General features: G+C 64.5%; 25 protein-coding genes and 1 other RNA gene. 15 read left to right on the forward strand and 11 right to left on the reverse strand.

Features of this window, described 5'->3' with window-relative positions; all coding sequences use genetic code 11:
- Window positions 1-162: a transfer-messenger RNA gene (gene ssrA, locus VGV07_RS07175) on the reverse strand; the annotation flags it as partial.
- Window positions 163-211: 49 nt separating this feature from the next.
- On the opposite strand from ssrA, the gene VGV07_RS07180 reads away from it, so the two are divergent.
- Genes VGV07_RS07180 through VGV07_RS07220 form a run of 9 tightly spaced genes read left to right on the forward strand, consistent with a single transcriptional unit; the run spans window position 212 to window position 7,364 of the window.
- Complete coding sequence (locus tag VGV07_RS07180; protein ID WP_326868010.1) at window positions 212-1,006, forward strand: thymidylate synthase; 795 nt, start codon at window positions 212-214, stop codon at window positions 1,004-1,006.
- Window positions 1,003-2,031, forward strand: a complete 1,029-nt coding sequence (locus VGV07_RS07185) for a DUF4424 domain-containing protein (RefSeq protein ID WP_326868011.1) — start codon at window positions 1,003-1,005, stop codon at window positions 2,029-2,031. The genes VGV07_RS07180 and VGV07_RS07185 overlap by 4 nt, the downstream gene beginning before the upstream one ends.
- Window positions 2,031-2,357 (forward strand): phosphoribosyl-ATP pyrophosphohydrolase, encoded by a 327-nt coding sequence (locus tag VGV07_RS07190; RefSeq protein WP_326868012.1) that lies wholly within the window; start codon window positions 2,031-2,033, stop codon window positions 2,355-2,357. Before VGV07_RS07185 ends, VGV07_RS07190 begins: the two co-directional genes overlap by 1 nt.
- Entirely contained in the window at window positions 2,354-2,833 is a 480-nt protein-coding gene (locus VGV07_RS07195) for a GNAT family N-acetyltransferase (RefSeq protein ID WP_326868013.1), read from the forward strand. The genes VGV07_RS07190 and VGV07_RS07195 overlap by 4 nt, the downstream gene beginning before the upstream one ends.
- Entirely contained in the window at window positions 2,830-3,354 is a 525-nt protein-coding gene (locus tag VGV07_RS07200; protein ID WP_326868014.1) for a dihydrofolate reductase, read from the forward strand. The genes VGV07_RS07195 and VGV07_RS07200 overlap by 4 nt, the downstream gene beginning before the upstream one ends.
- 60 nt (window positions 3,355-3,414) lie before the next feature.
- The gene (hflK, locus tag VGV07_RS07205) at window positions 3,415-4,542 is read left to right on the forward strand and encodes an FtsH protease activity modulator HflK (RefSeq protein ID WP_326868015.1); all 1,128 of its coding nucleotides are present in this window, start codon (window positions 3,415-3,417) and stop codon (window positions 4,540-4,542) included.
- 3 nt (window positions 4,543-4,545) lie between these two features.
- Complete coding sequence (locus tag VGV07_RS07210; protein WP_326868016.1) at window positions 4,546-5,643, forward strand: protease modulator HflC; 1,098 nt, start codon at window positions 4,546-4,548, stop codon at window positions 5,641-5,643.
- Window positions 5,644-5,829, forward strand: a complete 186-nt coding sequence (locus VGV07_RS07215; protein WP_055878493.1) for a DUF2065 domain-containing protein — start codon at window positions 5,644-5,646, stop codon at window positions 5,827-5,829. It abuts the gene before it with no gap.
- Window positions 5,830-5,873: 44 nt separating this feature from the next.
- Window positions 5,874-7,364, forward strand: a complete 1,491-nt coding sequence (locus VGV07_RS07220) for a Do family serine endopeptidase (RefSeq protein WP_326868017.1) — start codon at window positions 5,874-5,876, stop codon at window positions 7,362-7,364.
- Here VGV07_RS07220 and VGV07_RS07225 read toward each other — a convergent pair.
- Both VGV07_RS07225 and serB read right to left on the reverse strand, forming a co-directional pair.
- Entirely contained in the window at window positions 7,361-7,915 is a 555-nt protein-coding gene (locus VGV07_RS07225; protein WP_326868018.1) for a GNAT family N-acetyltransferase, read from the reverse strand. The two genes, VGV07_RS07220 and VGV07_RS07225, sit on opposite strands and share 4 nt — an antisense overlap.
- The gene (gene serB / locus VGV07_RS07230) at window positions 7,912-8,784 is read right to left on the reverse strand and encodes a phosphoserine phosphatase SerB (RefSeq protein ID WP_326868019.1); all 873 of its coding nucleotides are present in this window, start codon (window positions 8,782-8,784) and stop codon (window positions 7,912-7,914) included. The genes VGV07_RS07225 and serB overlap by 4 nt, the downstream gene beginning before the upstream one ends.
- 51 nt (window positions 8,785-8,835) lie before the next feature.
- Here serB and miaA point away from each other — a divergent pair, with 51 nt between their 5' ends.
- Window positions 8,836-9,690: a tRNA (adenosine(37)-N6)-dimethylallyltransferase MiaA gene (miaA, locus tag VGV07_RS07235; protein WP_326868020.1), complete on the forward strand. Its 855-nt coding sequence runs from the start codon at window positions 8,836-8,838 to the stop codon at window positions 9,688-9,690.
- Here miaA and VGV07_RS07240 read toward each other — a convergent pair.
- A complete protein-coding gene (locus VGV07_RS07240) occupies window positions 9,687-10,163 on the reverse strand; it encodes a YbaK/EbsC family protein (protein ID WP_326868021.1) in 477 nt (158 codons plus the stop codon). The two genes, miaA and VGV07_RS07240, sit on opposite strands and share 4 nt — an antisense overlap.
- A 10-nt stretch (window positions 10,164-10,173) precedes the next feature.
- Entirely contained in the window at window positions 10,174-11,589 is a 1,416-nt protein-coding gene (locus VGV07_RS07245) for an MATE family efflux transporter (protein WP_326868022.1), read from the reverse strand.
- Window positions 11,590-11,718: 129 nt separating this feature from the next.
- On the opposite strand from VGV07_RS07245, the gene VGV07_RS07250 reads away from it, so the two are divergent.
- The gene (locus VGV07_RS07250; protein WP_326868023.1) at window positions 11,719-12,003 is read left to right on the forward strand and encodes a hypothetical protein; all 285 of its coding nucleotides are present in this window, start codon (window positions 11,719-11,721) and stop codon (window positions 12,001-12,003) included.
- A 53-nt stretch (window positions 12,004-12,056) separates the two neighbouring features.
- Here the strand turns inward: VGV07_RS07250 and VGV07_RS07255 are convergent, their stop codons facing one another.
- Complete coding sequence (locus tag VGV07_RS07255) at window positions 12,057-13,223, reverse strand: VCBS repeat-containing protein (RefSeq protein WP_326868024.1); 1,167 nt, start codon at window positions 13,221-13,223, stop codon at window positions 12,057-12,059.
- A gap of 244 nt (window positions 13,224-13,467) precedes the next feature.
- Here VGV07_RS07255 and VGV07_RS07260 point away from each other — a divergent pair, with 244 nt between their 5' ends.
- Complete coding sequence (locus tag VGV07_RS07260) at window positions 13,468-13,674, forward strand: cold-shock protein (RefSeq protein ID WP_326868025.1); 207 nt, start codon at window positions 13,468-13,470, stop codon at window positions 13,672-13,674.
- Window positions 13,675-13,939: 265 nt separating this feature from the next.
- Here VGV07_RS07260 and VGV07_RS07265 read toward each other — a convergent pair whose 3' ends face one another.
- Together VGV07_RS07265 and motA are read right to left on the reverse strand one after the other, a co-directional pair.
- On the reverse strand, window positions 13,940-14,851 hold the full coding sequence (locus tag VGV07_RS07265; RefSeq protein WP_326868026.1) for a flagellar motor protein MotB: 912 nt from the start codon (window positions 14,849-14,851) through the stop codon (window positions 13,940-13,942).
- An 11-nt stretch (window positions 14,852-14,862) separates the two neighbouring features.
- Complete coding sequence (gene motA, locus VGV07_RS07270; RefSeq protein ID WP_326868027.1) at window positions 14,863-15,723, reverse strand: flagellar motor stator protein MotA; 861 nt, start codon at window positions 15,721-15,723, stop codon at window positions 14,863-14,865.
- Between the two features lie 429 nt (window positions 15,724-16,152).
- Here motA and VGV07_RS07275 point away from each other — a divergent pair, with 429 nt between their 5' ends.
- Window positions 16,153-17,358 (forward strand): mandelate racemase/muconate lactonizing enzyme family protein, encoded by a 1,206-nt coding sequence (locus VGV07_RS07275; RefSeq protein WP_326868028.1) that lies wholly within the window; start codon window positions 16,153-16,155, stop codon window positions 17,356-17,358.
- Between the two features lie 187 nt (window positions 17,359-17,545).
- Here VGV07_RS07275 and VGV07_RS07280 read toward each other — a convergent pair whose 3' ends face one another.
- Window positions 17,546-18,049, reverse strand: a complete 504-nt coding sequence (locus VGV07_RS07280; protein ID WP_326868029.1) for an SRPBCC domain-containing protein — start codon at window positions 18,047-18,049, stop codon at window positions 17,546-17,548.
- A gap of 1 nt (window position 18,050) precedes the next feature.
- On the reverse strand, window positions 18,051-18,413 hold the full coding sequence (locus VGV07_RS07285; protein WP_326868030.1) for a metalloregulator ArsR/SmtB family transcription factor: 363 nt from the start codon (window positions 18,411-18,413) through the stop codon (window positions 18,051-18,053).
- A 156-nt stretch (window positions 18,414-18,569) separates the two neighbouring features.
- On the opposite strand from VGV07_RS07285, the gene VGV07_RS07290 reads away from it, so the two are divergent.
- Together VGV07_RS07290 and VGV07_RS07295 are read left to right on the forward strand one after the other, a co-directional pair.
- On the forward strand, window positions 18,570-20,192 hold the full coding sequence (locus VGV07_RS07290; protein ID WP_326868031.1) for an ABC-F family ATP-binding cassette domain-containing protein: 1,623 nt from the start codon (window positions 18,570-18,572) through the stop codon (window positions 20,190-20,192).
- 95 nt (window positions 20,193-20,287) lie between these two features.
- On the forward strand, window positions 20,288-20,770 hold the full coding sequence (locus tag VGV07_RS07295; protein WP_326868032.1) for a DUF805 domain-containing protein: 483 nt from the start codon (window positions 20,288-20,290) through the stop codon (window positions 20,768-20,770).
- A gap of 14 nt (window positions 20,771-20,784) precedes the next feature.
- On the opposite strand, the gene VGV07_RS07300 is transcribed toward VGV07_RS07295, so the two are convergent.
- Window positions 20,785-21,663 carry a phytanoyl-CoA dioxygenase family protein gene (locus VGV07_RS07300; RefSeq protein ID WP_326868033.1) on the reverse strand — a complete coding sequence of 293 codons (879 nt, stop codon included), beginning with the start codon at window positions 21,661-21,663 and terminating at the stop codon, window positions 20,785-20,787.
- Window positions 21,664-21,756: the final 93 nt, after the last annotated feature.

Raw genomic sequence — 21,756 nt, forward strand, 5'->3', positions numbered from 1 at the left:
GTCGATCCTGTTTCGTCCCCATGAGCCCGCCACGACGGGGAGTTCTGGTGGAGACGCCGGGCACTGCCCCCGGGTCCAATGGGTTTATTACGCTAGCCGTTTATCGCCATAGCCGTTGCCGGCAAGCCCTATATAGGCGCGACGGGCGCGTGATGCAAACCGGCTTGTGGAAGGGGCGTGGAGCCCATCCGAATCGCAGTAAGCTGAACGGATGCGCCAGTACCTAGACCTTCTCCGCGACGTCCTCGACAACGGCACCGATCGGCCCGATCGCACGGGGACCGGTACACGCTCGGTGTTCGGCCGGCAGGCCCGCTTCGACCTCGGCAAGGGTTTCCCGCTGCTGACCACCAAGAAGCTGCACATCAAGTCGATCGTCTATGAATTGCTGTGGTTCCTGCGCGGCGAGACCAATGTCCGCTGGCTGCAGGAGCGTGGGGTCAGGATCTGGAACGAGTGGGCCGATGAGAACGGCGATCTCGGGCCGGTCTACGGGTCGCAATGGCGCAGCTGGCCCGATGGGCGCGGCGGCACCATCGACCAGATCGCCAATGTGGTGAACTCGATCAGGACCAAGCCGGACTCGCGCCGCCACATCGTCACCGCCTGGAACCCGGCCGAGGTCGACGATATGGCGCTGCCGCCGTGCCATTGCCTGTTCCAGTTCTATGTCGCTGACGGCAAGCTGAGCTGCCAGCTCTACCAGCGCTCCGCCGATCTCTTTCTCGGCGTACCGTTCAACATCGCGTCCTATGCGCTGCTGACCGAGATGATGGCGCAGGTGACCAGCCTCAAGCCCGGGGAGTTCGTACATTCCTTCGGCGACCTGCACCTCTACCACAACCACTTCGACCAGGTGCGCCTGCAGCTCAGCCGTGAGCCGCGCCCGCTGCCGCGGCTGACCATCAACCCGGACAAGCGCGACATCTTCGATTTCGAGTTCGAGGATTTCATGATCACCGGCTATGATGCGCACCCCTCCATCAAGGCCGAGATCGCCGTATGAGGATACTGTCGACCGCCCTCGTACTCGCCGCCCTGGCTGTGGCGCCGGCGCTCGCCAACGACACCATGTCGACGCTGGGCGCCGGTGGGCTGGTGTTCGTCCAGACCGACGACGTGAAGATGCTGAGCGAGGATCTTTACGTCTCACCCGAACAGGTCCGGGTAAAATACGAGTTCCGGAACGAGGGGGCCGAAGACACCGACGCCCTGGTGGCGTTTCCGATGCCCGATATCACAGGCAGTGGCGACTTCATGGTGGCAATCCCCACTGAGGATCCCGAGAACATCTTCGGCTTCGAAACGCTGGTGAACGGTGAGCCGGTTGCGGCGGAACTGCACCAGTACGTCTTCGCCACCAATATCGACTACACCCAGTACCTGACTGACCTTGGCCTGCCGCTGACGCCCTATGGCGACGCGACGGTGAAGGCGATCAATGCGCTCGACGCGGCGACCAAGCAGGAGTTGCTGCACCGCGCCCTGGTGATCCCGATGGAGTTCGACCAGGGGCAGGGTATGCAGACCGAGTACTGGCCGGTCTGGACGCTGCGCTCCACCTATAGCTGGGAAGCGCAGTTCCCGGCCGGCGAGACGGTGACGGTCGAGCATCAGTACAAGCCGAGCGTCGGCGGCACGGTGGCGGTGACGTTCCTGTCGCCACCCTACGAGGGCTACGATCCGGCAGTCGAGTACAAGCGCAAGTACTGCACCGACGATGGCTTCATCAACACGGTCAAGAAGACCCTGCCGAACCCCGACGAGCCCTATGGCGCGCCGTTCACCGAGAGCTGGGTCAGCTACATCTGGTCGACCGGCGCCAATTGGGCCGGTCCGGTCGGCAAGTTCCACCTGACCATCGACAAGGTGCTGCCGCAGAACCTCGTGTCGTTCTGCTGGGACGGCGAGGTCAAGAAGACCGGCCCGACCACCTTCGAGATGGAAGCCGAGGACTGGTGGCCGCCCTACAACCGGGAACTCGAGGTGCTGATCCTCAACCGGCAGAACCCCGAGCCCAACGTCGGCTGATGGCAACCCTCGATGAGCTCTCGGAGCGAGTGGAGCAGGTTTCCGCCATCTATGCCGAACGTTGTGACATTCGCCGCGATGACGACTGGTATGCGCTGAAGCTGCACGAGGAGGCGGGCGAACTGGTTGCCGAGTACCTGCGCGGCACCGGCCGGGGCAGGGTGGGCGAACGCACCGAGGTCGCCATTCGCACCGCCCTCGAGGATGAAGCCGCCGACCTTCTGGCGCAGCTCCTGCTGTTCTGTCGGCACAACGGCGTCGACGTCGAGGCGGCGCTCGAGCGGAAGTGGTTTGCCCACCTCAAGCGCCTGGATCGTGCTCAATGAGTCTGGCTATCCGCAGCGCCGGCCCCGCTGATGCAGGACTGATCATTCGCTTTATCGCCGCACTCGCCGAGTACGAGAAGCTGTCGCACGAGGCCAAGGCCACCGAGGCCGATATTCTGCGCGACCTGTTCGGGGCCGATCCCAAGGTGTTCTGCGAGATCGCCGAATGGCAGGGTGAGCCGGTGGGCTTTACGCTCTGGTTCTATACTTACTCGACCTTCCAGGGTCGTCACGGCATCTGGCTCGAGGATCTCTATGTCGATCCCGAGGCCCGTGGGCTGGGCATCGGCAAGGCCCTGCTGGTCAACCTGGCGCAGCGCTGCGTGCGCGAGGGGCTGGGCCGGTTCGAGTGGTGGGTTCTCGACTGGAACGAGCCCTCGATCCAGTTCTACAAATCGCAGGGCGGCATCATGCAGGACGAGTGGACCAAGGTCAGGGTCGACGGCGAGGCGCTGGCAAAGCTGGGTGCGCCATGAGCGTACCGGTGGCCATGATCGCGGCGGTCGGCGAGAATGGCATTATCGGTTCGGACGGTACCATCCCGTGGCGGCTGCCGACCGACTTCGCTCATTTCAAGCGCACCACGATGGGCAAGCCTCTGATCATGGGGCGCAAGACCTTTGAGAGCATCGGTAAGCCGCTGCCGGGCCGCACCAATATCGTCGTGACGCGGCAGGCTGATTATCGGCCGGAAGGTGTGATGGTCTGCAACAGTCTGACTGCGGCACTGGATCTGGCCCAGCGGATCGCTGCCGTGGATGGCGTTGATGAGCTCATGATCGGGGGCGGCGGCGAAATCTATCGTGAGGCCATGCCCTTGGCGGAGCGACTTTACGTCACACATGTGGCGGCCTCGCCACCCGGCGATGCTCGCTTTCCATTGATCGATACCAAGCAATGGGAAGTAGAAGCGGAGCCTCAACTGTCGCGCACCGAGCGGGATAGCGCCGACTTCACCGTAAAAGTCTATCGTCGGCGTGAACCGCCCGCACGTTGATCGCGGTCAACCCGTTGCCTATATAGGGCGGCAATCGATAATCCGGCTGAAAGGTGGCGTATGCCCTGGGACAACAATACGGGCGGGGGAGGCCGCAACTCCAACAACGGCGGACCCTGGGGTCAGGCGCCGGGTGGTGGGGGTAGCGGTGGCGGCGGTGGTGGTGGCCGCCGGGGCGGCGGCACGCCGAACCTCGAAGAGATTCTGTCCCGCGGCCGCGATCGCTTCCAGGGGGGTATCCCGGGCGGTCGCTGGACCATCATTGGCGTGGTCCTGGCGCTCGGCGCGTTCTGGGTGGCGAACTCGGTGTTCACCGTCCAGGAACAGGAATGGGCCGTGAAGCTTCGCTTTGGCCAGCCGCTGGAGACAGTTCCGGCCGGCCTGCACTTTGCGCTGTGGCCGATCGAGACCGTCGAGCGGGCACCGCGGACGGAAAACCGCACCGAGATCGGCTCGGTCGGCTCGTCGCGTACGCAGTCCGACGAAGGGCTGATGCTTTCGGGTGACCAGAACATCGTCGACGTGAAGTTCTCCGTCTTGTGGTCGGTAACCGACCCCGTTGCCTACCTCTTCAACGTCCGTGATCCCGACGACATGGTGCGTTCGATCGGCGAGAGCGCGATGCGCGAAATCGTCGGCCGCCGCCCGGCGCAGGACGTGTTCCGCGATGATCGCGCCGGCATCCAGAACGACGTGCGTGATATCGTGCAGTCGATCATACAGAGCTACGGCATGGGTGTGACGGTGTCGCAGATCGCCATCGAACAGGCGGCGCCGCCGACCGAAGTGGCTGATGCATTCAACGAAGTGCAGCGCGCCGAGCAGGACGAAGACCGTTTCCAGGAAGAGGCCAGGCAATATGCCAACACCCTTCTCGGTGACGCTCGCGGCCAGGCCGCGCAGGTGCGCGAAGACGCTGCCGCCTACAAGAACCGTGTGGTCCAGGAAGCAGAAGGTGAGGCGGCGCGCTTCCTCTCCATCTATGCCGAGTATGCCAAGGCCCCCGAAGTGACACGCAAGCGTCTGTTCCTTGAAACCATGGAACAGGTACTGGGTGGCTCCGAGAAGGTCCTCGTCGATCAAAGCGCCAGCGGCTCGGGCGTCGTGCCCTACTTGCCACTGCCGGAGATCCGGCCGAACTCGACCCTCAACTCCACGCCCGTCCCCGCAGACGCGACGCCGAGGTAAGCCATGAACAGACTTGTTATTCTCGGCATTGCCGTCGTCGCATTGCTCTACATCTTCGTGTCGTCGATCTTCGTGGTCAACGAGCGTGAGCAAGCCATCGTCATGCGTTTCGGCCAGATCACCGACGTGAAGACCGATCCGGGTCTTTACTTCAAGATCCCGACCAACTTCGTCGACACGGTGCAGATCGTCGAAGATCGGCTGCTGCGCTTCGATGCGGACAACATGACCTTGCAGGTGTCGGACGGTAAGTTCTACGTCGTTGACGCCTACCTCACCTACCGGATCGCCGACCCGCGCCTGTTCCGCTCCCGTGCACAGGGTGAACTGCGCGTCGTGGAGGACCGGGTGTCGACCCGTTTCGACGCTGCCCTTCGCCAGGTCTATGGCGGCCGCGACTTCACCGAGGCGCTGTCGGAGGAGCGGCCGCAGATGATGCGCGAAGCGCGTGATCTGATCCGCCCCGACATGGCCCAACTGGGCATCGAGGTGGTCGACGTGCGCATTATCCGCACCGATCTCGATCCGAGCGTTTCGGCCCAGACCTTCGACCGCATGAAGGCCGAACGACTGGCTGAGGCCGCGCTGCTGCGTGCCCGCGGCCAGGAAGCGGCGCAGACTGCCCGCGCTATCGCGGACCGCCAGGCGGTGGAGATTCTGTCGGCAGCCCGTCGTGATGCGGAAATCCTGCGAGGCGAGGGCGATGCCCAGCGCAGCGAGATCTTCGCAGACGCCTACAATCGCGACACCGACTTCTTCGATTTCTACCGCTCGATGCAGTCGTATCGTGCCGCGCTCGGGCCGAACGGCACGACCATGGTGCTGACGCCGGATTCGGAGTTCTTCCGGTTCTTCCAGAACCAGAACCCTGACAACGCGACGCCGCCGCCGGAGGCCGCGACGACGCCGATCCCGGCGACGCCGCTGGTGGAGGAACCAGCCGAGGACTCGCCGGTGCTCAGCCAGCCTGCCGCCGATGCCGTAACCGCTCCGGCTGAAACTACTCCGGCTGAAACTACTCCGGCCGAGACCGCACCGGCCGAAGCCGCGCCGGCCGCGCCCGCACCGGCCGAACCTGCACCGGCTGCACCGGCGCAGTAAATGCTCGAGCTCTTCTCGGCACTGGCCCTCGTGCTGGTCCTGGAAGGGCTCGTCTATGCAGCGTTCCCTGAACAGATGAAGAAGTTGCTGGCGTCGATCCAATCGACGCCAGCTTCAACCATTCGTGCGGCGGCGCTGGCTTGCGCCGGGGTCGGACTTGTTCTCTTGTGGCTGCTTCGGGGCTGACTGCGACACGCGCAGCCGCGGCTGAGTCGTTGCAGGAGAAGTGAATGCGTGCTGCCGGTTGGATTATGCGCTCTCTGGTCGTTGCCGGGGTGCTGGCAGTGTCGATGCCGGCGACATCCCTCTACGCCAAAGGCCCGGAATCGGTCGCGGCGCTCGCCGAGCAGCTCTCCCCTGCGGTGGTCAATATCGGCACCTCGCGGCGCGTCCCCGGCGGGGGCGGCGTGCCGTTCCCCGATCTGCCGGATGGTTCCCCGCTCGAGGAACTGTTCGACGAGCACAACCCCAATAATGGCCTCGGCGAAGAGCAGATGCAGGAGGCGCGCAGCCTCGGCTCGGGCTTCATCATTTCCCCCGACGGCATCGTCGTGACCAACAACCATGTCATCGAGGGCGCCGAAGAGATCGAGGTCTACCTGACCGACGGAACCCGGTTGCCGGCCAAGGTCGTCGGCAAGGACGACAAGACCGACCTGGCAGTGCTGAAGGTCGAGGCGGGCCACGAACTGCCGTTCGTTGAATTCGGCGATAGTGATGGTGCTGTGGTCGGCGACTGGGTGATGGCGATCGGCAACCCGTTCGGGCTGGGCGGTTCGGTGACCCTGGGCATCGTTTCGGCCCGCAATCGCGACATCCAGTCCGGTCCCTACGACCAGTTCATCCAGACCGATGCCGCCATCAACCAGGGCAATTCCGGTGGCCCGCTGTTCGACATGGACGGCAAGGTGGTCGGTATCAACACCGCGATCATTGCGCGCGGCGGCTCCTCGCTCGGCATCGGCTTTGCCGTGCCGGTGAACCTGGCGCGGCCGGTGATCGACCAACTCGCCGAGTTCGGCGAGACCCGGCGTGGCTGGCTGGGTGTCGGCATCCAGGAGGTCAGCGAGGATATCGCCAGCAGCCTCGGCCTCAAGAACACGGCCGGCGCGCTGGTGATCGACGTCACCAAGGGCGGCCCGTCCGAGGGGCAGGTGGTCGAAGGCGATATCATCCTTGAGTTTGACGGCAAGTCGATTGCCCGTATGCGCGACCTGCCGCGCGTCGTCGCCGAGACCGAGGTCGGCAAGGCCGTGCCGGTCAAGATCCTGCGCAACGGCGCCGAGCAGACCCTCAGCATTACCCTGGGCCGCCTTGAGCTCGGCGAACAACTGATCGCCAGGAACAACGCCCCGGCAACTCCTGCTCCTGCCCCGACGCCCGAGCCGACCGCAACCGAGGAGGAGGCGCCGGAGCTGGGGCTACCTGACCTGGTGGGTTTCGATGTGGCACTGCTTGACGAGGACAAGCGCGCCGAATTCGGCATCGCGCCCGAGGAGGACGGCATCGTCGTCACCAGCGTGAAGAGCGGCAGCGACGCCGATCAGAAGGGCTTCATCCCTGGGCTTCTGGTCACGGAGGTGAACCAGAAGGAGATTGGCACGGTTGACGAGCTCAGCGAACTGGTGGGGCAGGCGAAGGAAGCCGGCCGGCCGGCAGTCTTGTTCAAGGTGATCGATCCGACCGGCACCAGCCGATTCATCGCGGTTCGGCTCGGCTAGTCCGCTGTCGGATTGGCCATTCGATAGACAACGTGCGACCGCAGCGGATGCCCCGGCGTCAGCCGCGGGTGCTCGAAGTCGGCACCGGCATCGCGCACCATGCCGATCTTCGTCATGACTCGCTGGCTCGGCAGATTGCCGGCGAACGTGTAGGCGACGATCTCCGGCAGCTCCAGCGTCGAAAAGCCGTACTCGAGCCACGCCCGCGCGCCCTCGGGGGCAAGGCCCTGGCCCCAGAATGCCTTGTCGAACTGCCAGCCGATCTCGACCGCCGGCCGGCCACGAATGGCGGCGCGGATTTCGTCGGAGAGGTAGCCGATACCGATGAGGCCGACGAACTGGCCGGTCGACTTGAGCTCGGCCGCACCGAAATGAAAGCCCACTGCCGCCTGCTTCTCGATTGAGAAGTCCAACTGCGCGCGGGTTTGCTCCGGCGTTGCAACCGACGGATAGAACCGCCTCACGTCCGGATCGCCCAGCACCGCTGCAAGCGCTGCGTGGTCGCGGCTCTCCCACGACCTGAGGATCAGGCGTTCGGTCTCAAGCCTCACCTGACGATATCCTCGTCGGTATAGCCCTGCAGATAGAGCAGGGCGGTGAGATCGCCGTGGTCGATGCGGATGCCGGCCTCGGCCGCGACATGCGGCTTGGCGTGGAGCGCCACGCCAAAACCGGCGGCCTTGATCATGTCGAGGTCGTTGGCGCCGTCGCCGACTGCCATCGTCGCAGTCATCGGCAGGTTGCGCTCCGCCGCTAGGCCTTGCAGCCGGTGGAGCTTGGTCGATTTGTCGACGATCGGGCTCGCGACCGTGCCGGTAAGCCGTTCGCCCTCGAACTCCAGCACGTTGGCGATCGCCTCGTCGAAGCCAATCCGCCTGGCAAAATAGTCGGCAAAAAAGGTAAAGCCCCCCGACACCAGCGAGGTGTAGGCGCCGTAGGCTTTCATGGTGTGGATCAAGGCGCGGCCGCCGGGCGCGAGGGTAATCCGCTCTCGGCGGATTTCCTCGATGGCCGCGCGTTCGAGCCCCTTGATCAGCGCGACCCGGGTGCGCAGCGCCTGCTCGAAATCGAGCTCGCCATTCATCGCCCGCTCGGTGATCGCCGCGACCTCGGCCTTGATGCCGACGGCATCGGCCAGTTCGTCGATGCATTCCTGCTCGATCATGGTCGAATCCATGTCGGCCACCAATACTTGCTTGCGGCGACCCTCGGAGGGGACCAGCGCCACGTCCACCGGCCGGCTGCCGATGACGGCGCGTGCGGCGGCTACCGGATCGGCGGCCTTCGGCGCCTCGATCTCGCAGGCGATGCGCTGGTGCAACCAGTTGATCTCACCCTTGGTCTCGTGCTGGATCGCCGCCACCAGCGCCGAGTCAATTGCAGGGTCAGCCGGATTGGCGATGAGGCAGAGTACCGTCATGTGCGTGAGAAGGGCCTGAACAGGATGGGCAAGCGCCCCGAGAGGCGAGCGGTGTTGATAGCGGGTCCGACTGCCAGCGGCAAGTCGGCGCTGGCGCTCGAGATCGCACGGCAGCAGGGTGGGGTGATCGTCAATACCGACGCGCTGCAGGTCTATGATGTGCTGCAACTGCTGACGGCGAGGCCATCCGAAATCGAGATGGCCGGGGTGCCGCATCGGCTCTATGGCACGGTGCATCCGTCGATCCGCTTTTCGACCGGCGAATGGGCCCGCGCAGCGGCCATGGTGATCGGGGCGGAAGCCGATCGGCCGCTGATCTTCGTCGGTGGCACCGGGCTCTACTTCGATGTCCTCACCACAGGCTTCGCCGATGTGCCGGAGGTGCCGGCAGCGGCCCTGGCGGCCGCCGAGGCCGAGGTTGAAGGCCTCGACCGGGAGGAGCGCGGCCGGCTGATTGCGGCGCGCGACCCTCTCGTCGCGAGCCGCCTCAAGGCGCCGGACCCGCAGCGGGTGATCCGGGCGCTCGCCGTGCTGAATGCGACCGGCCGCTCCCTTGCCAGCTATCAGGACGAGGCGCAGCAGGGGTTGCTCGAGGGGTTCGCGCTCGAGCGGATCGTGCTCAACCCCGACCGCGAGCGGCTGCGCCAGCGCATCGCCCAACGGTTCGAAACGATGTTCTCAGCCGGGGCGGTCGAGGAGGTCGAGGCGTTGCTGGCGCTGGAGCTCGACCCAAGCCTGCCGGCGATGAAGGCGATCGGTGTGCCCGAGATCACGGCGATGCTGGCAGGCGAGCTCGAACAAGACGTCGCGATCGAGCGCGCCGTCATCGCCACCCGACAGTACGCCAAGCGCCAACGCACCTGGTTCCGCAACCGCATGGCCGACTGGAACTGGATTGTTCCTTAGGTGACGTCGATACGCGTCGCACCGGTGGTGCGTTCGAGGTCGGCCGCGGTGATCTCGAACACCGAGCGCGGGTCGCCCGCGGCGGCCCACACCGTGCCGTAACTGTGCAGCGCATCATCGAGGTAGGTGGCCAGCGGGGCAGGGTGCCCATAGGGCGAGACGCCGCCGATCGAGAAGCCGGTGTGGAGCTTCACGAAATCCGCGTCCGGCCGCTCCAGCGCCTCGCCGATCCGCTGGCCGGCGCGCTTCTCGTGCACGCGATTGCTGCCCGAGACCAGCAGCAGATAGGGCTTGCCGCTCTCCTTGCCCTTGAACAGCAGCGACTTGACGATGCGGCCGACCTCGACGCCGAGTGCATCGGCCGCCATCTGCGCGGTGGTGGCGAGTTGCTCGAGGACGATCACCTGTGCCGGCAGGGCATGACTGGCAAGGGCGTCGGCGACGCGCTGTTCGGCGGGTTTCAACTGCGGCATGGCAAGGGTCCTACAGAGGTGCGGTCTTCATCAAGCCCAGCCGCCCGCGCAGGGCGAAGCGGCCGACCAGCAATATCGCCACGAAGGCGAGGCCCGTCGCAAGCCCGAGCCAGACACCGACACCGCGCAGGTCCATGACGAAGCCCAGCACATAGGCGGTCGGCAACCCGACGAACCAGTAGCCGAAGATGGCGAGCAACATCGGCGTGCGGGTGTCGGACAGGCCGCGCAGCGAGTGGGCGGCCACCACCTGCGCACCATCGGCCAGCTGGAAGATACCGGCGATGCCGAGATAGGTGGCGGCAAGCAGCAGCGCTGTGGCATTGGCGGGGTCGTGGCTATCGAGGAAGATCGCCACCAGCGCATGCGGCACGGCAAGGAACAGCGTCGCGGTCAGCGCCATGAAGCCCGTCCCCATGACGATGGCGGTCCAGCCGGCAAGGCGCACACCCTCGCTGTCGCCGCGGCCGTAGGCGAGGCCGACGCGCACCGTGGCGGCCATGCCGAGCCCGAGCGGCACCATGAAGGCGGTCGAAGCCAGCTGCAGCGCAACCGCATGGGCGGCGGTCTCGTTGGTGCCGAGCCGGCCCATCAGGATGGCGGCCACCGAGAACAGCCCGACTTCTGCGGCAACGGTCAGCCCGATCGGCAGCCCGACCTTCAGAATCTCGAAAAAGCGCGACCAGTCCGGCTTGAAGAACCGCACCAGAATGTGGAAGCGCTTGAGCTTGCGGTGGGTCACCACATAGCCGAGCAGGGCCAGGAACATCACCACGTTGACGAGACCGGTGGCAATCGCCGCACCGCGCAGCTCGAGGCGTGGGAAACCGAAATGGCCGAAGATCAGCGTGTAGGCGAGCACCCCGTTGACCAAGACGCCGATCACCGTGACGACGAGGATCACCCGCGTTGCGGCAAAGGCAGAGAGGAACGAGCGCACCACCATGATGCCGAGCGCCGGATAGAGCATCCAGAAGCCGGCGAACATGTAGCTTTCGGCCAGTGCCGTGACTTCCGGATCCTGACCGATGGCAAGGTAGATCGGACGGATGCTGAGCACGATCGGCACCAGCAGCGTCGCCACGAGAATGGCCACCCAGAAGCCCTGGCGGACGATACGACGCACCGCCTTGGTATCACGGCGGCCGCGCGCCTGCGCCACCAGCGGCGCGACGGCGCCGACAATGCCGATGCCGGTCAGCTGGAACGGCACCAGGAACGCGCCGGCCAGCGTGCCGGCGGCGAGGTACTTCGGTCCGAGCCAGCCCATCAACACCACGTCGGTGGTGAAGAGGAGGTTCTGTGCCAGCTGCGCGACGATCAGCGGCCAGGCCAGCGCAAAGCTTGCGCGAAGCTCTGTTGCCCATCGGTTGGACGGCGTGGAAGCATCGGTGCCGGATACCGGCACCGTTGTCGGCTCATTCATAATGGTAATCCCAATCGCGGGGCACCCTTACCTCAGCCAACGATTTGCCTCAAGTTCGTGCGGAACCTATCCGGAGCCCACGCATTCTCTTCTTGGGCTCGCGTCTAACAAACCTCCCGGAGGGTATTCATGCGTAAAGTTCTATCCATCGCTGTGGTTCTGGCTGGGGCGTTGACGCTCACGGCGTGTTCGACCACCGAGAAAACCGCCAGCACCGGCGCGATTGCCGGCGCGGTTATCGGTGGCGTGACCACAGGTACCGTCGGTGGTGCGCTGGTTGGCGCCACGGTCGGCGGGATCAGCGGCGCCGTGGCCGGCGAGCTCATCGGCCGCTATCGCGACGATCCGACCAAGTGCGTCTGGGAAGATCGCAACGGTCGCCGCTACCTGGCTCCGTGCTCGCCGAACGGCTGACGCGCGGCCAAGCGGATCAATCAACGGCCCGACGGGAAACCGTCGGGCCGTTTCTATTTGAGTCCGATCAGCAGCCGGTCGGGTCCGCCCCGGCTGGCGACGAACAGGTCGAACCGGCCATCGCCATTGACGTCGGCAACCTCGATGTCGAAGGCGTTGGCGCCGGTGCCCGATGGGATCACGTCCGGTGCGGCAGTGAAGCGACCGTCGCCATCGTTTGCGAAGGCCAGCAGCCCAAAATCCGAACGCCCCGCCCGCAGATCGCCCATTCGACCGCGGATCAGGTCGAGATCTCCGTCCCGATCGTAGTCGATGAAGGCAACCGACGTGGTCAGCTCGTCGTCGGGCTCGAGGTGAGTGGCTGTTGCGTCGGTGAAGCGGCCGCTGCCATCGTTGAGCAACAGCCGATCCTGCTGGTCTCGGTCGGCGTTGAAGATCCGGACATTGGCAAAGTAGAGGTCGAGGTCGTCGTCGCCGTCGACGTCCGCGAGGTCGGCGTCCCGCGTCTCCTCCGGTGTCGTGCGCAGCGGCAGCAATGCCTCGGCGAAGTGGCCGGCGCCGTCATTCAGGTAAAGTCGATTCTGGTCTTCGTTGCCGAAGATCAGGTCGGCGTCACCATCACCGTCAACGTCGCCGACAGCGATGTCCTGGCTGATGTCATCGTACGGGGGCAGGCGGGTCGCACTCTCGTCGGAAAACCTTCCATGCCCATCGTTGATCCAAACGAAGTCGAGGCCGGCATTCGCAGTGACGAGGTCGATATCGCTGTCGCCATCCACATCCACCGCGACGACCGTGTTCGAGGTGGCGCGCCCCGGCAGCCGCTCCGAGACGTCACTGAAGCCGGCTTCGCCATCATTGAGATGGTAGCCGAGCACCTGATCGTCCTCGCCGATGAACACCAGATCGAGGTCGCCGTCCCGATCATAATCGGCGACCGCGACGTCCTCATGATCGCCGCTTGGCCCGCTCAGCGGCGTCTCGCGGAATCGACCAAAGCCGTCATTGAGCAGCACTCGGTTGCTGCCGTACTCGATGGCGATGACGAGATCCGCGTCACCGTCAGCGTCAAGATCGGCTGCGGTGGCGCCCATCGCGTTGGGCGCGCTGGTCTTGGCCGGCAGCGCGTCGGCGGAGATGTCGATGAAGTAGGGCGTTGTCGTCTCTGGCGCGCAAAGGCCGAAGCTGATTGCCACCGCCATGGCGCACAAATGGTCCATTCCCAAGTCTAGGGCGTGGAATGGCTGCGGACAATCGTCTCGACTGGCCTTGAATAAGGCGCAATGGTGGCAGATATATCCGGGCACGTTTCGCTTCCATCCTGCGCTACCAGCTCGGGCCGCCTGCGGTCCAATTGGCTACCTCTTGATATTGTGAACGTTTAGACCCGGGCGGCATGTCGCCGACCGAGGAACGCGTGCAAAGCGGGAAGATCCCGCGCACGACAATTGAAAGGGGGCCATCATGATCGAAGGCACCGTCAAGTTCTTCAACACCACCAAGGGCTTCGGCTTCATTCAGCCGGACGATGGTTCGAAGGACGCATTCGTGCACATCTCCGCCGTCGAGCGCTCGGGCCTTTCGACCCTCAACGAGGGTCAGAAGGTCAGCTACGAGCTGCAGACCGGCCGCGATGGCAAGGTTTCGGCGACGAACCTCAGGGCGCTCTGACGACGCCCTTGGCGCTGGAAGAATTGTTCTTACGGCGCAATTCGGAAAAAGGCCCCTCGCGGGGCCTTTTTTGTTGCCGATTTTTCGGAGACCACCGGCCGTAGGGCACACCCCATTCCTCCGTCGCCACCGGGGCATCCCCGCGAAAGCGGGGACCTACGTTTGCGATGGTGCAGCAGGCGAGAAAACAGAGGTTTCCGCTTTCGCGGGAATGACCCGTGAGTGCCGGAAGCCTGTGGAGCCAAGCCGACGGATCGCGGTGCGGCTACGGCTTCAGTCCGGCCGGCACAGGCGGCGCTTCATAGCGCACGACGATCTGCACCCGGCCGTTGCCGGCGAGGTAGGGGTCGTTGGGGAACAGCGGTTCGGAGGTGGCGCTGCCATTCACCGCCCGGATGCGATCGTCCGAGAGCCCGAACTCGCCGAGTATGGCGCGCACGGCGTTAGCCCGGTCGCTCGACAGATCCCAGGCGCCGTAGCGCGGGTTGTCGTAGACCGCGCCGGCGGCAGTGTGGCCGGAGATGGTGATCTGGTTGGACAGCTTCTGCAGGATCGGGGCGAGCGCCGAAATCGCCTTGCGGGTGGACTCGTAGGGGTATTTCGAGCCCTCGGGGAACATCGGCCGGCCTTCCTGGTCCATGATCTCGATGTCGAGCCCGTTCTCGGTCTCGCGCACCAGCAGGTTGTCGGCGATCTTGGTAATATCGGGTAGCGCCTGCCAGGCCTGCCGGATGCTGGCGGCCGCTGCGTGATAGTCGGAGTTGTAGCGGGACTCGAGCGAAACGGTCGAGGCGCGCGTCGCGTCGTACTCGCTGCCGCCGATCTCGGCGACGCCGCCGCGCGATTCCATCTTCGGCCCGGCTTCGCTGCTTTCGGGCGCAGTGAGCGCATCTTTGTTGGACTCGACTGCGATCTTGGCGCCATCTTCGGAGAAGGCGAGCCCACCCATGACGCCGCCGGCGCCGCTGGTATTCTCGCTGACGTTAGGCGGCGCGAAATAGTCGGCGAGGCCCTTCTTCTGCTCAGGCGTCGTCATGCTGATCAGCCACAACAAGAGGAAGAACGCCATCATCGCCGTCACGAAGTCGGCATAAGCGATCTTCCAGGCCCCGCCGTGATGGGCATGGGCGGCCTTCTTGACCCTCTTGATGATGATCGTCTGATCGTTGCGCGCCATGGCTCAGGCCCTCACGATGCGGGCAGGTTGGCGGTCGCTTCGTCGATTTCGGCGAATGTCGGCCGCACTTCGGACATCAGCGCCTTGCGGGCGAATTCCACGGCGATCGCCGGAGCATAGCCCGACATCTGGGCCAGCAGCCCCACCTTCATCGACAGGAAGTACTTCGACTCCGCCTCGAAAATGTTGCGCAGCGATTGCGCCATCGGACCGAAGAAGCCATAGGCGACGAACACGCCGAGAAAGGTCCCGACCAGGGCGCCGCCGATCATGTGCCCCAGCACTTCGGGCGGCTCGCTGATCGAGCCCATGGTCTTGATCACGCCCAGCACCGCGGCGACGATGCCGAGCGCCGGCGTGCCGTCGGCCAGTGCCTGCACAGCCGAAACCAGCCGATCGTTCTCCTGGTGGTGGGTCTCCAGCTCCTCGTCCATCAACGACTCCATCTCATGGGCGACGTTGCTGCCGAGGGTGACCATGCGCAGGTAGTCGCACATGAACTCGACGGCGTGATGGTTCTTGGCGAAGGTCGGGAAGCGTTGGAAGATCGAGGAGTTGTCGGGGTCTTCGATGTGTGGTTCGAGCGCCAGCACGCCCTTGGCCTGCACCAGCTTGAACAGTGTGAACTGCAAGCCGAGCAGTTCGACATAGGCGGCCTTGTCGTAGCGGGGGCCGCGAAACAGGATGCCGAAAATGCTGGCGGTCTGCTTCAGCACCGGCCCGGTATTGCCGATGATGTAGGCGCCGAACGCCGCCCCCAGGATGATCACCGCCTCGAATGGCTGGATCAGCACTTCGAGATGCCCGCCCATGGCGACATAGCCGCCGATGACGCTGGCAAAGATCACGACAATGCCGATGATGAGACGCATAAAACAGGACCCGCGCTACGAAATCAGGGACAAGCGTCCTGCGAACCTGAGGCGAGCGATCGGCGCGGTCCGATCCGGCTGCCTTCTATGTTCGAAGCGACTCCTGTCTGCTTCTCGACATCCGCCCGAAGCCGCGCGGTATCTCAGTCTTTTCAACGCCCTTCACTGGCGTCTTTGTTCACCGTCAATCTGCAATGCCGCGGTTAAGGTTCGGCTAATGGCGAGATGCGGAAACGCGGCAGACTGACGCGTTGGGGCGGCAGTGGGTCCCCGATGACGGCCGCTGGGTGGGCAGGACGCGGCGAGAGGTGCGAGCGCTAGCTGCATCCCTGAATATTTCGCGTCTGCCCCATTAGGAGCATTCAAATCCGCTCCGGAATGCGGCATAGCTGCCTAACTGGTATGGTAGGGATTTTGAGGAGCTCCCCGTTGAAGATTACAGATCTCAAATGCGCGATCATCGCCAACAGCCCGGTGATCCGCATCACCACCGATGAGGGCATCACCGGCTGGAGCCAGATCGAGACCCCCAAGCCGTACGTGAAGCCGCAGGTGCTGCAGCTGAAGGATTGGATCGTCGGGCAGGACCCGCGCGACGTCGAGCGCGTCATGCGCCGTATCCGGGTGCGCGGCGGCTTCAAGCCGTTCGGTTCGGCCGTGTCGGCCATCGAGCATGCGCTGTGGGACATTGCCGGCAAGGCGCTCAACGCGCCGGTCTATCGCCTGCTGGGCGGAAAGGTACGGGATCAGGTTCGCACCTACCGCACCTTGTACCAGGCCGAAGTGCCTGGCGGCGCCGAGCACACGCCCGAGGGCTACAAGCGTTGGGCTGAGTACGGCAAATCGCTGAAGGGCGAGTTCACCCTGTTCAAGCTGCCGAGCGCCTACCACTCGTCGATGGTGCGGGATTTCCCGGATTTCTTCTACGGCGAGGTGCAGCACGATGCGCCGTTCCCGTACCCGCACAAGGGCACGATGACCAAGGAAGGCTTCGACCATCTGGTCGCCTGCATCACCTCGGCCCGCGAAACCCTCGGCAAGGGCTACAATACCGCGGTCGACGCCGGCCCGGGCTTCATGCCGCTCGATGCGCTACGCCTGGCCAAGGCCGTCGAGCACCTGCACCTGATGTGGATCGAGGACACGGTGACCGGCGACTACTCGCCCTACGTCAACCCCGACGTCTACAAGGACGTGACGCACCACACCACGACGCCGATCCACACCGGCGAGCAGATCTACCTGCGCCAGCACTATAAGCAGCTGATCGAGAGCCACGCGGTGAACGTCATCGGCCCCGATCCCTGCGATATCGGCGGCCTTGCCGAGATCAAGTGGGTCGCCGAGCACGCGGACCTGCATGGCATCGCCATTGCGCCGCACGGCACGGCCAACGGCATCCTCGGCCTTGCCGCGCTGATCCAGGTCTGCGCCACCATGCCCGACAACCTGATCGCCTTCGAGTATCCAGCCCGGTTCGAGCCGTTCTGGTACGATATCACCGAGGGTTTTGAGGGCATGCCGGTCAAGGGCGGCCTGATCGACGTGCCGGATCGCCCCGGCCTCGGCGTCAACCTGATCGCCAAGGAGGCAAAGAAGTACCTCGAGGAGGGCGACGAAAACTTCTTCGACTGAGGGTAGATCGCGGGGTCGATGGCCGCGCCGGTGCGGGCCGACCCCCCCACCCCTGTCCCCTCCCCGCAAGGGGGAGGGAGACCCTCACACCACCGTCTCGGTTCCTGCGTCTCCCTCCCCCTTGCGGGGAGGGATCGAGGGTGGGGGTCGGCAACCACCGGCGGAGGCGGCCGGGCAAGGCCCAGAATTACCCAACCCGCCGGGCCCCTTCATACACCGCGACCAGCCGGTCGATGGTCATGTTCCAGCCGGCGACCATGCCGCAGTTCATCCACCAGTCGACCCGTTCCGGGGTGTACTGGTCCGGGAACTGCACCTGGAAATCCATCACCGTCTGGGCGCCGAACGGGGTGAGCCGGATGGTGACCAGCGGGCTTTCGTCTAGCCTGTCGAGATCGAGTTCGGGCCAACCACCGACCGCCCCCCAGTAGAACACCAGCTTCTTGCCCGGGACGATCTCGCGGTAGACGCCGCCGGTGAAGTAGCGTTTTTCGGGTGTCTCCACCATTTCCTGCCGCCACTGCCCGCCGACCCGCAGGTCGACCGTCGCGGGCTGATCGGTGTGCTGTTCCGGGTTGAAGTACCAGTCGAGATAGGCGGGGTCGGTCCAGGCCTCGAACACCACGCTGGCCGGCGCTGCGAAGGTCCGCTGCAATGTCATTCCGCGATCGAGGGCATAGGTAGCGGGCATGTTACTGATCTCCCTTGGGTTTTGCCGCGTCGGCGCGCGCCGCCATTATGGCTTTGAGCTGCGTGTCGAGCCGATCGAAACGGGTGGTGAAGAACTCGCGATACGGAGCCATCCACGCATCGGCTTCGAGCAGCGGCGCGATTTCCAACGTGCAGCGGCGCGACTGCGCCGCTCGCTGCTTGCTGATCAGCCCGGCCTGTTCGAGCACCTTGAGGTGGCGAGACACCGTTGGGAGGCTGAGGGAAAACGGCTCGGCCAGCTCGTTCACGGTCGCCGGGCCTTGGGTCAGCCGCGCCAGCATGGCGCGACGCGTCGGGTCGGCGAGGGCAGCAAAGGTGTGGGTGAGTGGGTCTTGTATTTGCATGGACACGTAATTACGTGATCAGCTAAATACTGTCAACCTTCTCGTGCAGGGCTCCTGTGACGCCGCGGCGCTTGTCTCGCCGTCACACAGATGCTTTAGGGACGCCCACTCGTAAGCGGCCACGCATGGCCCGACAATCCAGGGCCACTTTCGCGCATGATCCGCCTCGAAAACATCAGTAAGCAGAACGGCAAGCAGCTGGTCTTCATCGAGGCCTCGGCAGCGTTGCAGCGCGGCGAAAAGATCGGCCTCGTCGGCCCCAATGGCGCCGGCAAGACCACCTTGTTCCGGATGATCACCGGCGAGGAGCAGCCCGACGAAGGGCAGGTGGCGGTCGATCGCGGCGTCACCATCGGCTATTTCAGCCAGGATGTCGGCGACATGGCCGGCCGGCCCGCTGTCGCCGAGGTGATGGAGGGCGCTGGCCCGGCCGGCGCGCTGATCGCCGAGATGAGCGAACTCGAAGCGGCGATGGCCGATCCGGATCGCGCCGACGAAATGGACGAGATCATCACCCGCTATGGCGAGGTGCAGGGCCAGTTCCAGGAGCTCGACGGCTACAGCCTAGATGCGCGCGCCCGAGAGGTGCTGCATGGCCTCGGCTTCACCCAGGAAATGATGGACGGCGACGTCGGCGCGCTCTCGGGCGGTTGGAAGATGCGCGTGGCGCTGGGCAAAATCCTGCTGATGCGCCCCGATGCCTTGCTGCTCGACGAACCCTCCAACCATCTCGATATCGAGAGCCTGATCTGGCTCGAGGATTTTCTGAAGCGCTATGAGGGCGGCGTTCTGATGACGTCGCACGATCGCGCCTTCATGAACCGCGTCGTCAACAAGATCGTCGAGATCGATGGTGGCGCGTTGACCGCCTACTCGGGCGACTACGAGTACTACCAGCAGCAGCGGGCGCTGTCGGACAAGCAGATGCAGGCGCAGTTCGAGCGCCAGCAAGCGATGCTGGCCAAGGAGATCGCCTTCATCGAGCGCTTTAAGGCGCGCGCCAGCCACGCTGCCCAGGTGCAGAGTCGGGTGAAGAAGCTCGACAAGATCGACAAGGTCGAGCCGCCTAAGCGCCGCCAGACGGTGAACTTCGAGTTCCGGCCGCCGGCGCGTTCCGGCGAGGATGTGGTGCTGTTGAAGGGCGTCGACAAAGCCTATGGCAGCCGCTCGATCTATGCCGGGCTCGATTTTCACGTCCGGCGCAAGGAGCGCTGGTGCATCATGGGCGTCAACGGCGCCGGCAAGTCGACCCTGCTGAAGCTGATCGCGGGCAGCACCGAGCCCGATAACGGCTCGATCAATGTCGGGCCCAGCGTCAAGCTTGGCTATTTCGCCCAGCACGCCATGGACCTGCTCGATGGCGACCGCACCGTGTTCCAATCGCTCGAGGATAGCTTTCCGCAGGCCGGGCAGGCGGCGCTACGGGCGCTCGCCGGCTGCTTCGGCTTCTCCGGCGACGAGATCGAAAAGAAATGCCGGGTACTGTCGGGCGGCGAGAAGGCTCGGTTGGTGATGGCCAAGCTCCTCTTCGACTCGCCGAACTTCCTGGTGCTCGACGAGCCGACCAACCACCTCGATATCGCCACCAAGCAGATGCTGATCGAGGCGCTCGAGCAGTACGAGGGGACGATGCTGTTCGTCTCGCACGATCGCCACTTCCTCGCCGCGCTCAGCAACCGCGTGCTGGAACTGACCCCCGAAGGCGTCCACGCCTATGGCGGCGGCTACACCGAATACGTGGCGCGCACCGGCCAGGAAGCGCCAGGCCTCCGGGGGTAACTGGCGACCAAAGTCGCTAAATTGCGATGTTTTGCAAATATCGGATGTTGATCGTCTTGCTTTAGTCTGCCTCCTAAGGGCAGGGGCAATTCCAGATGTTCGGTTACTTCGACACCATGTTGCGGTACTTCGAGTTCGCGGGGCGCTCCTCGCGTACGCAATACTGGGTCTACATGCTCGTCATGACCGCGCTGTTTTTTGCCGCGCTGTATGTGGATTATGAGCTGCTTGGGTATTTCCGACGGGGCGTGAGCAGTTTCGGTCCGCTGACACTGTTCTGCATCTTTATCCACATCATTCCGAACATCACCGTGACGGTGCGGCGGCTGCATGACAGCGGCCGGTCCGGCTGGTGGTACTGGATCAGCCTCGTGCCGTTCATCGGCGGCATCTGGCTGCTGGTGCTGATGTTCCTGGGGCCCGACGGCTATGGCGCCAACGACTATGGCGACGACCCGCGTGAGAGCACCTGGGCGGCGCCCCGCGCGAAGGCCGTCAAGCTCACGCGGGCGCAAGAGTTCGTCGCCGCCATGGATGCCCGCAAGCGAGACCGGCGGCCGTGGTCGCCGAGCTCTTAGGGCTCAGATCGGTGTCAGCCGATCACCTTCCACTGCTCGTCGCGTGGGCCGGTGGGGCGGAAATCGTAGCGGTCGAGCCCCAGCCCGTGCAGCGTTGCCAACTCGATCAGCGAGAACTCTGCCGGATCTTCGCGGTTGAAGTTCATTGGATCCTTCAGCACCACCGGCGGGTTTGTCATGAACCGTACGTTGGGCGAGTGGTTGTTCGATGATGCGTGCAGCATGTAGGGATGAAGGATGATGAAGTCGCCGACCTCGCCGGTGACCTCGACGAACTCCTCGCATTTGTCGATCAGGTGGCCGAAGTCGAAGGACGGATCGACGCCCTCCGGGTGGTCGGCGAGGTAGCGCGCCACGTGCTTGATCGAGTCGGGTGCAATGAAGGTGCCGCCGCCCTTGTGGCCGACATCCGACCAGTAGACCACGGTCAAGAGGCCCTGTTCGCGGCTATCGAGGAAGTGGCGGAAGAAGCTACCATCCTTGTGCCACCCTCCGGCCTCGGGCGAGGGCTTCATCCACGGCTTGTCTGCGCCGCGGCGGAAGTTGACGATGAAGGCATCCGACCACTCGGTGGAATCGATGGTAGTGAAGTGCTGCGACTCGATCTCCATGATCTTGTGATCGATACGGTCCTCGCCGCCGGTCACGTCGCAGAGCGCGCCCCAGGCCTTGGGCGAGATGTCCTTGATCGCCGCAACATTGTTGCGGTCCATCCACACGATTTCCTTGGTCCAGGTGGAGCGGTCGTTCGGATCGTAGCCGAGCCGGACATAGGCCTCCGCCTTCCACTTCTCGGCCAACTCCGGATCGAGGCAGCCCTTGACGAGCACGTAACCCTTTTCGACAAAGTGCTGCGCCTGCTCTGGAGTGAGCACCTGGAGTTTGTGAGGCATTCGATGTTCCTACGGGGATGTAACAGCTCGGTCCGCGGGCGCGGTATGGTAGTATGTTAAGCACGGATTTGGCGGCGAGTGGAGCCCTGCCAT

This window comes from Devosia sp. (assembly GCF_035944845.1).
Lineage (GTDB): Bacteria > Pseudomonadota > Alphaproteobacteria > Rhizobiales > Devosiaceae > Devosia_A.

Excerpts from the sequence above, each read along its gene's own strand:
- VGV07_RS07245 (WP_326868022.1), bottom strand. The coding sequence starts at position 11,589 with ATGAATGAGCCGACAACGGTGCCGGTATCCGGCACCGATGCTTCCACG.
- VGV07_RS07185 (WP_326868011.1), top strand. The coding sequence starts at position 1,003 with ATGAGGATACTGTCGACCGCCCTCGTACTCGCCGCCCTGGCTGTGGCG.
- VGV07_RS07280 (WP_326868029.1), bottom strand. The coding sequence starts at position 18,049 with ATGCCCGCTACCTATGCCCTCGATCGCGGAATGACATTGCAGCGGACC.
- VGV07_RS07200 (WP_326868014.1), top strand. The coding sequence starts at position 2,830 with ATGAGCGTACCGGTGGCCATGATCGCGGCGGTCGGCGAGAATGGCATT.
- VGV07_RS07180 (WP_326868010.1), top strand. The coding sequence starts at position 212 with ATGCGCCAGTACCTAGACCTTCTCCGCGACGTCCTCGACAACGGCACC.
- serB (WP_326868019.1), bottom strand. The coding sequence starts at position 8,784 with ATGACGGTACTCTGCCTCATCGCCAATCCGGCTGACCCTGCAATTGAC.
- VGV07_RS07215 (WP_055878493.1), top strand. The coding sequence starts at position 5,644 with ATGCTCGAGCTCTTCTCGGCACTGGCCCTCGTGCTGGTCCTGGAAGGG.
- VGV07_RS07250 (WP_326868023.1), top strand. The coding sequence starts at position 11,719 with ATGCGTAAAGTTCTATCCATCGCTGTGGTTCTGGCTGGGGCGTTGACG.
- VGV07_RS07210 (WP_326868016.1), top strand. The coding sequence starts at position 4,546 with ATGAACAGACTTGTTATTCTCGGCATTGCCGTCGTCGCATTGCTCTAC.
- VGV07_RS07290 (WP_326868031.1), top strand. The coding sequence starts at position 18,570 with ATGATCCGCCTCGAAAACATCAGTAAGCAGAACGGCAAGCAGCTGGTC.
- VGV07_RS07220 (WP_326868017.1), top strand. The coding sequence starts at position 5,874 with ATGCGTGCTGCCGGTTGGATTATGCGCTCTCTGGTCGTTGCCGGGGTG.
- VGV07_RS07285 (WP_326868030.1), bottom strand. The coding sequence starts at position 18,413 with ATGCAAATACAAGACCCACTCACCCACACCTTTGCTGCCCTCGCCGAC.
- motA (WP_326868027.1), bottom strand. The coding sequence starts at position 15,723 with ATGCGTCTCATCATCGGCATTGTCGTGATCTTTGCCAGCGTCATCGGC.
- VGV07_RS07190 (WP_326868012.1), top strand. The coding sequence starts at position 2,031 with ATGGCAACCCTCGATGAGCTCTCGGAGCGAGTGGAGCAGGTTTCCGCC.
- VGV07_RS07255 (WP_326868024.1), bottom strand. The coding sequence starts at position 13,223 with ATGGACCATTTGTGCGCCATGGCGGTGGCAATCAGCTTCGGCCTTTGC.
- VGV07_RS07300 (WP_326868033.1), bottom strand. The coding sequence starts at position 21,663 with ATGCCTCACAAACTCCAGGTGCTCACTCCAGAGCAGGCGCAGCACTTT.
- VGV07_RS07240 (WP_326868021.1), bottom strand. The coding sequence starts at position 10,163 with ATGCCGCAGTTGAAACCCGCCGAACAGCGCGTCGCCGACGCCCTTGCC.
- VGV07_RS07295 (WP_326868032.1), top strand. The coding sequence starts at position 20,288 with ATGTTCGGTTACTTCGACACCATGTTGCGGTACTTCGAGTTCGCGGGG.
- VGV07_RS07195 (WP_326868013.1), top strand. The coding sequence starts at position 2,354 with ATGAGTCTGGCTATCCGCAGCGCCGGCCCCGCTGATGCAGGACTGATC.
- VGV07_RS07265 (WP_326868026.1), bottom strand. The coding sequence starts at position 14,851 with ATGGCGCGCAACGATCAGACGATCATCATCAAGAGGGTCAAGAAGGCC.
- hflK (WP_326868015.1), top strand. The coding sequence starts at position 3,415 with ATGCCCTGGGACAACAATACGGGCGGGGGAGGCCGCAACTCCAACAAC.
- VGV07_RS07260 (WP_326868025.1), top strand. The coding sequence starts at position 13,468 with ATGATCGAAGGCACCGTCAAGTTCTTCAACACCACCAAGGGCTTCGGC.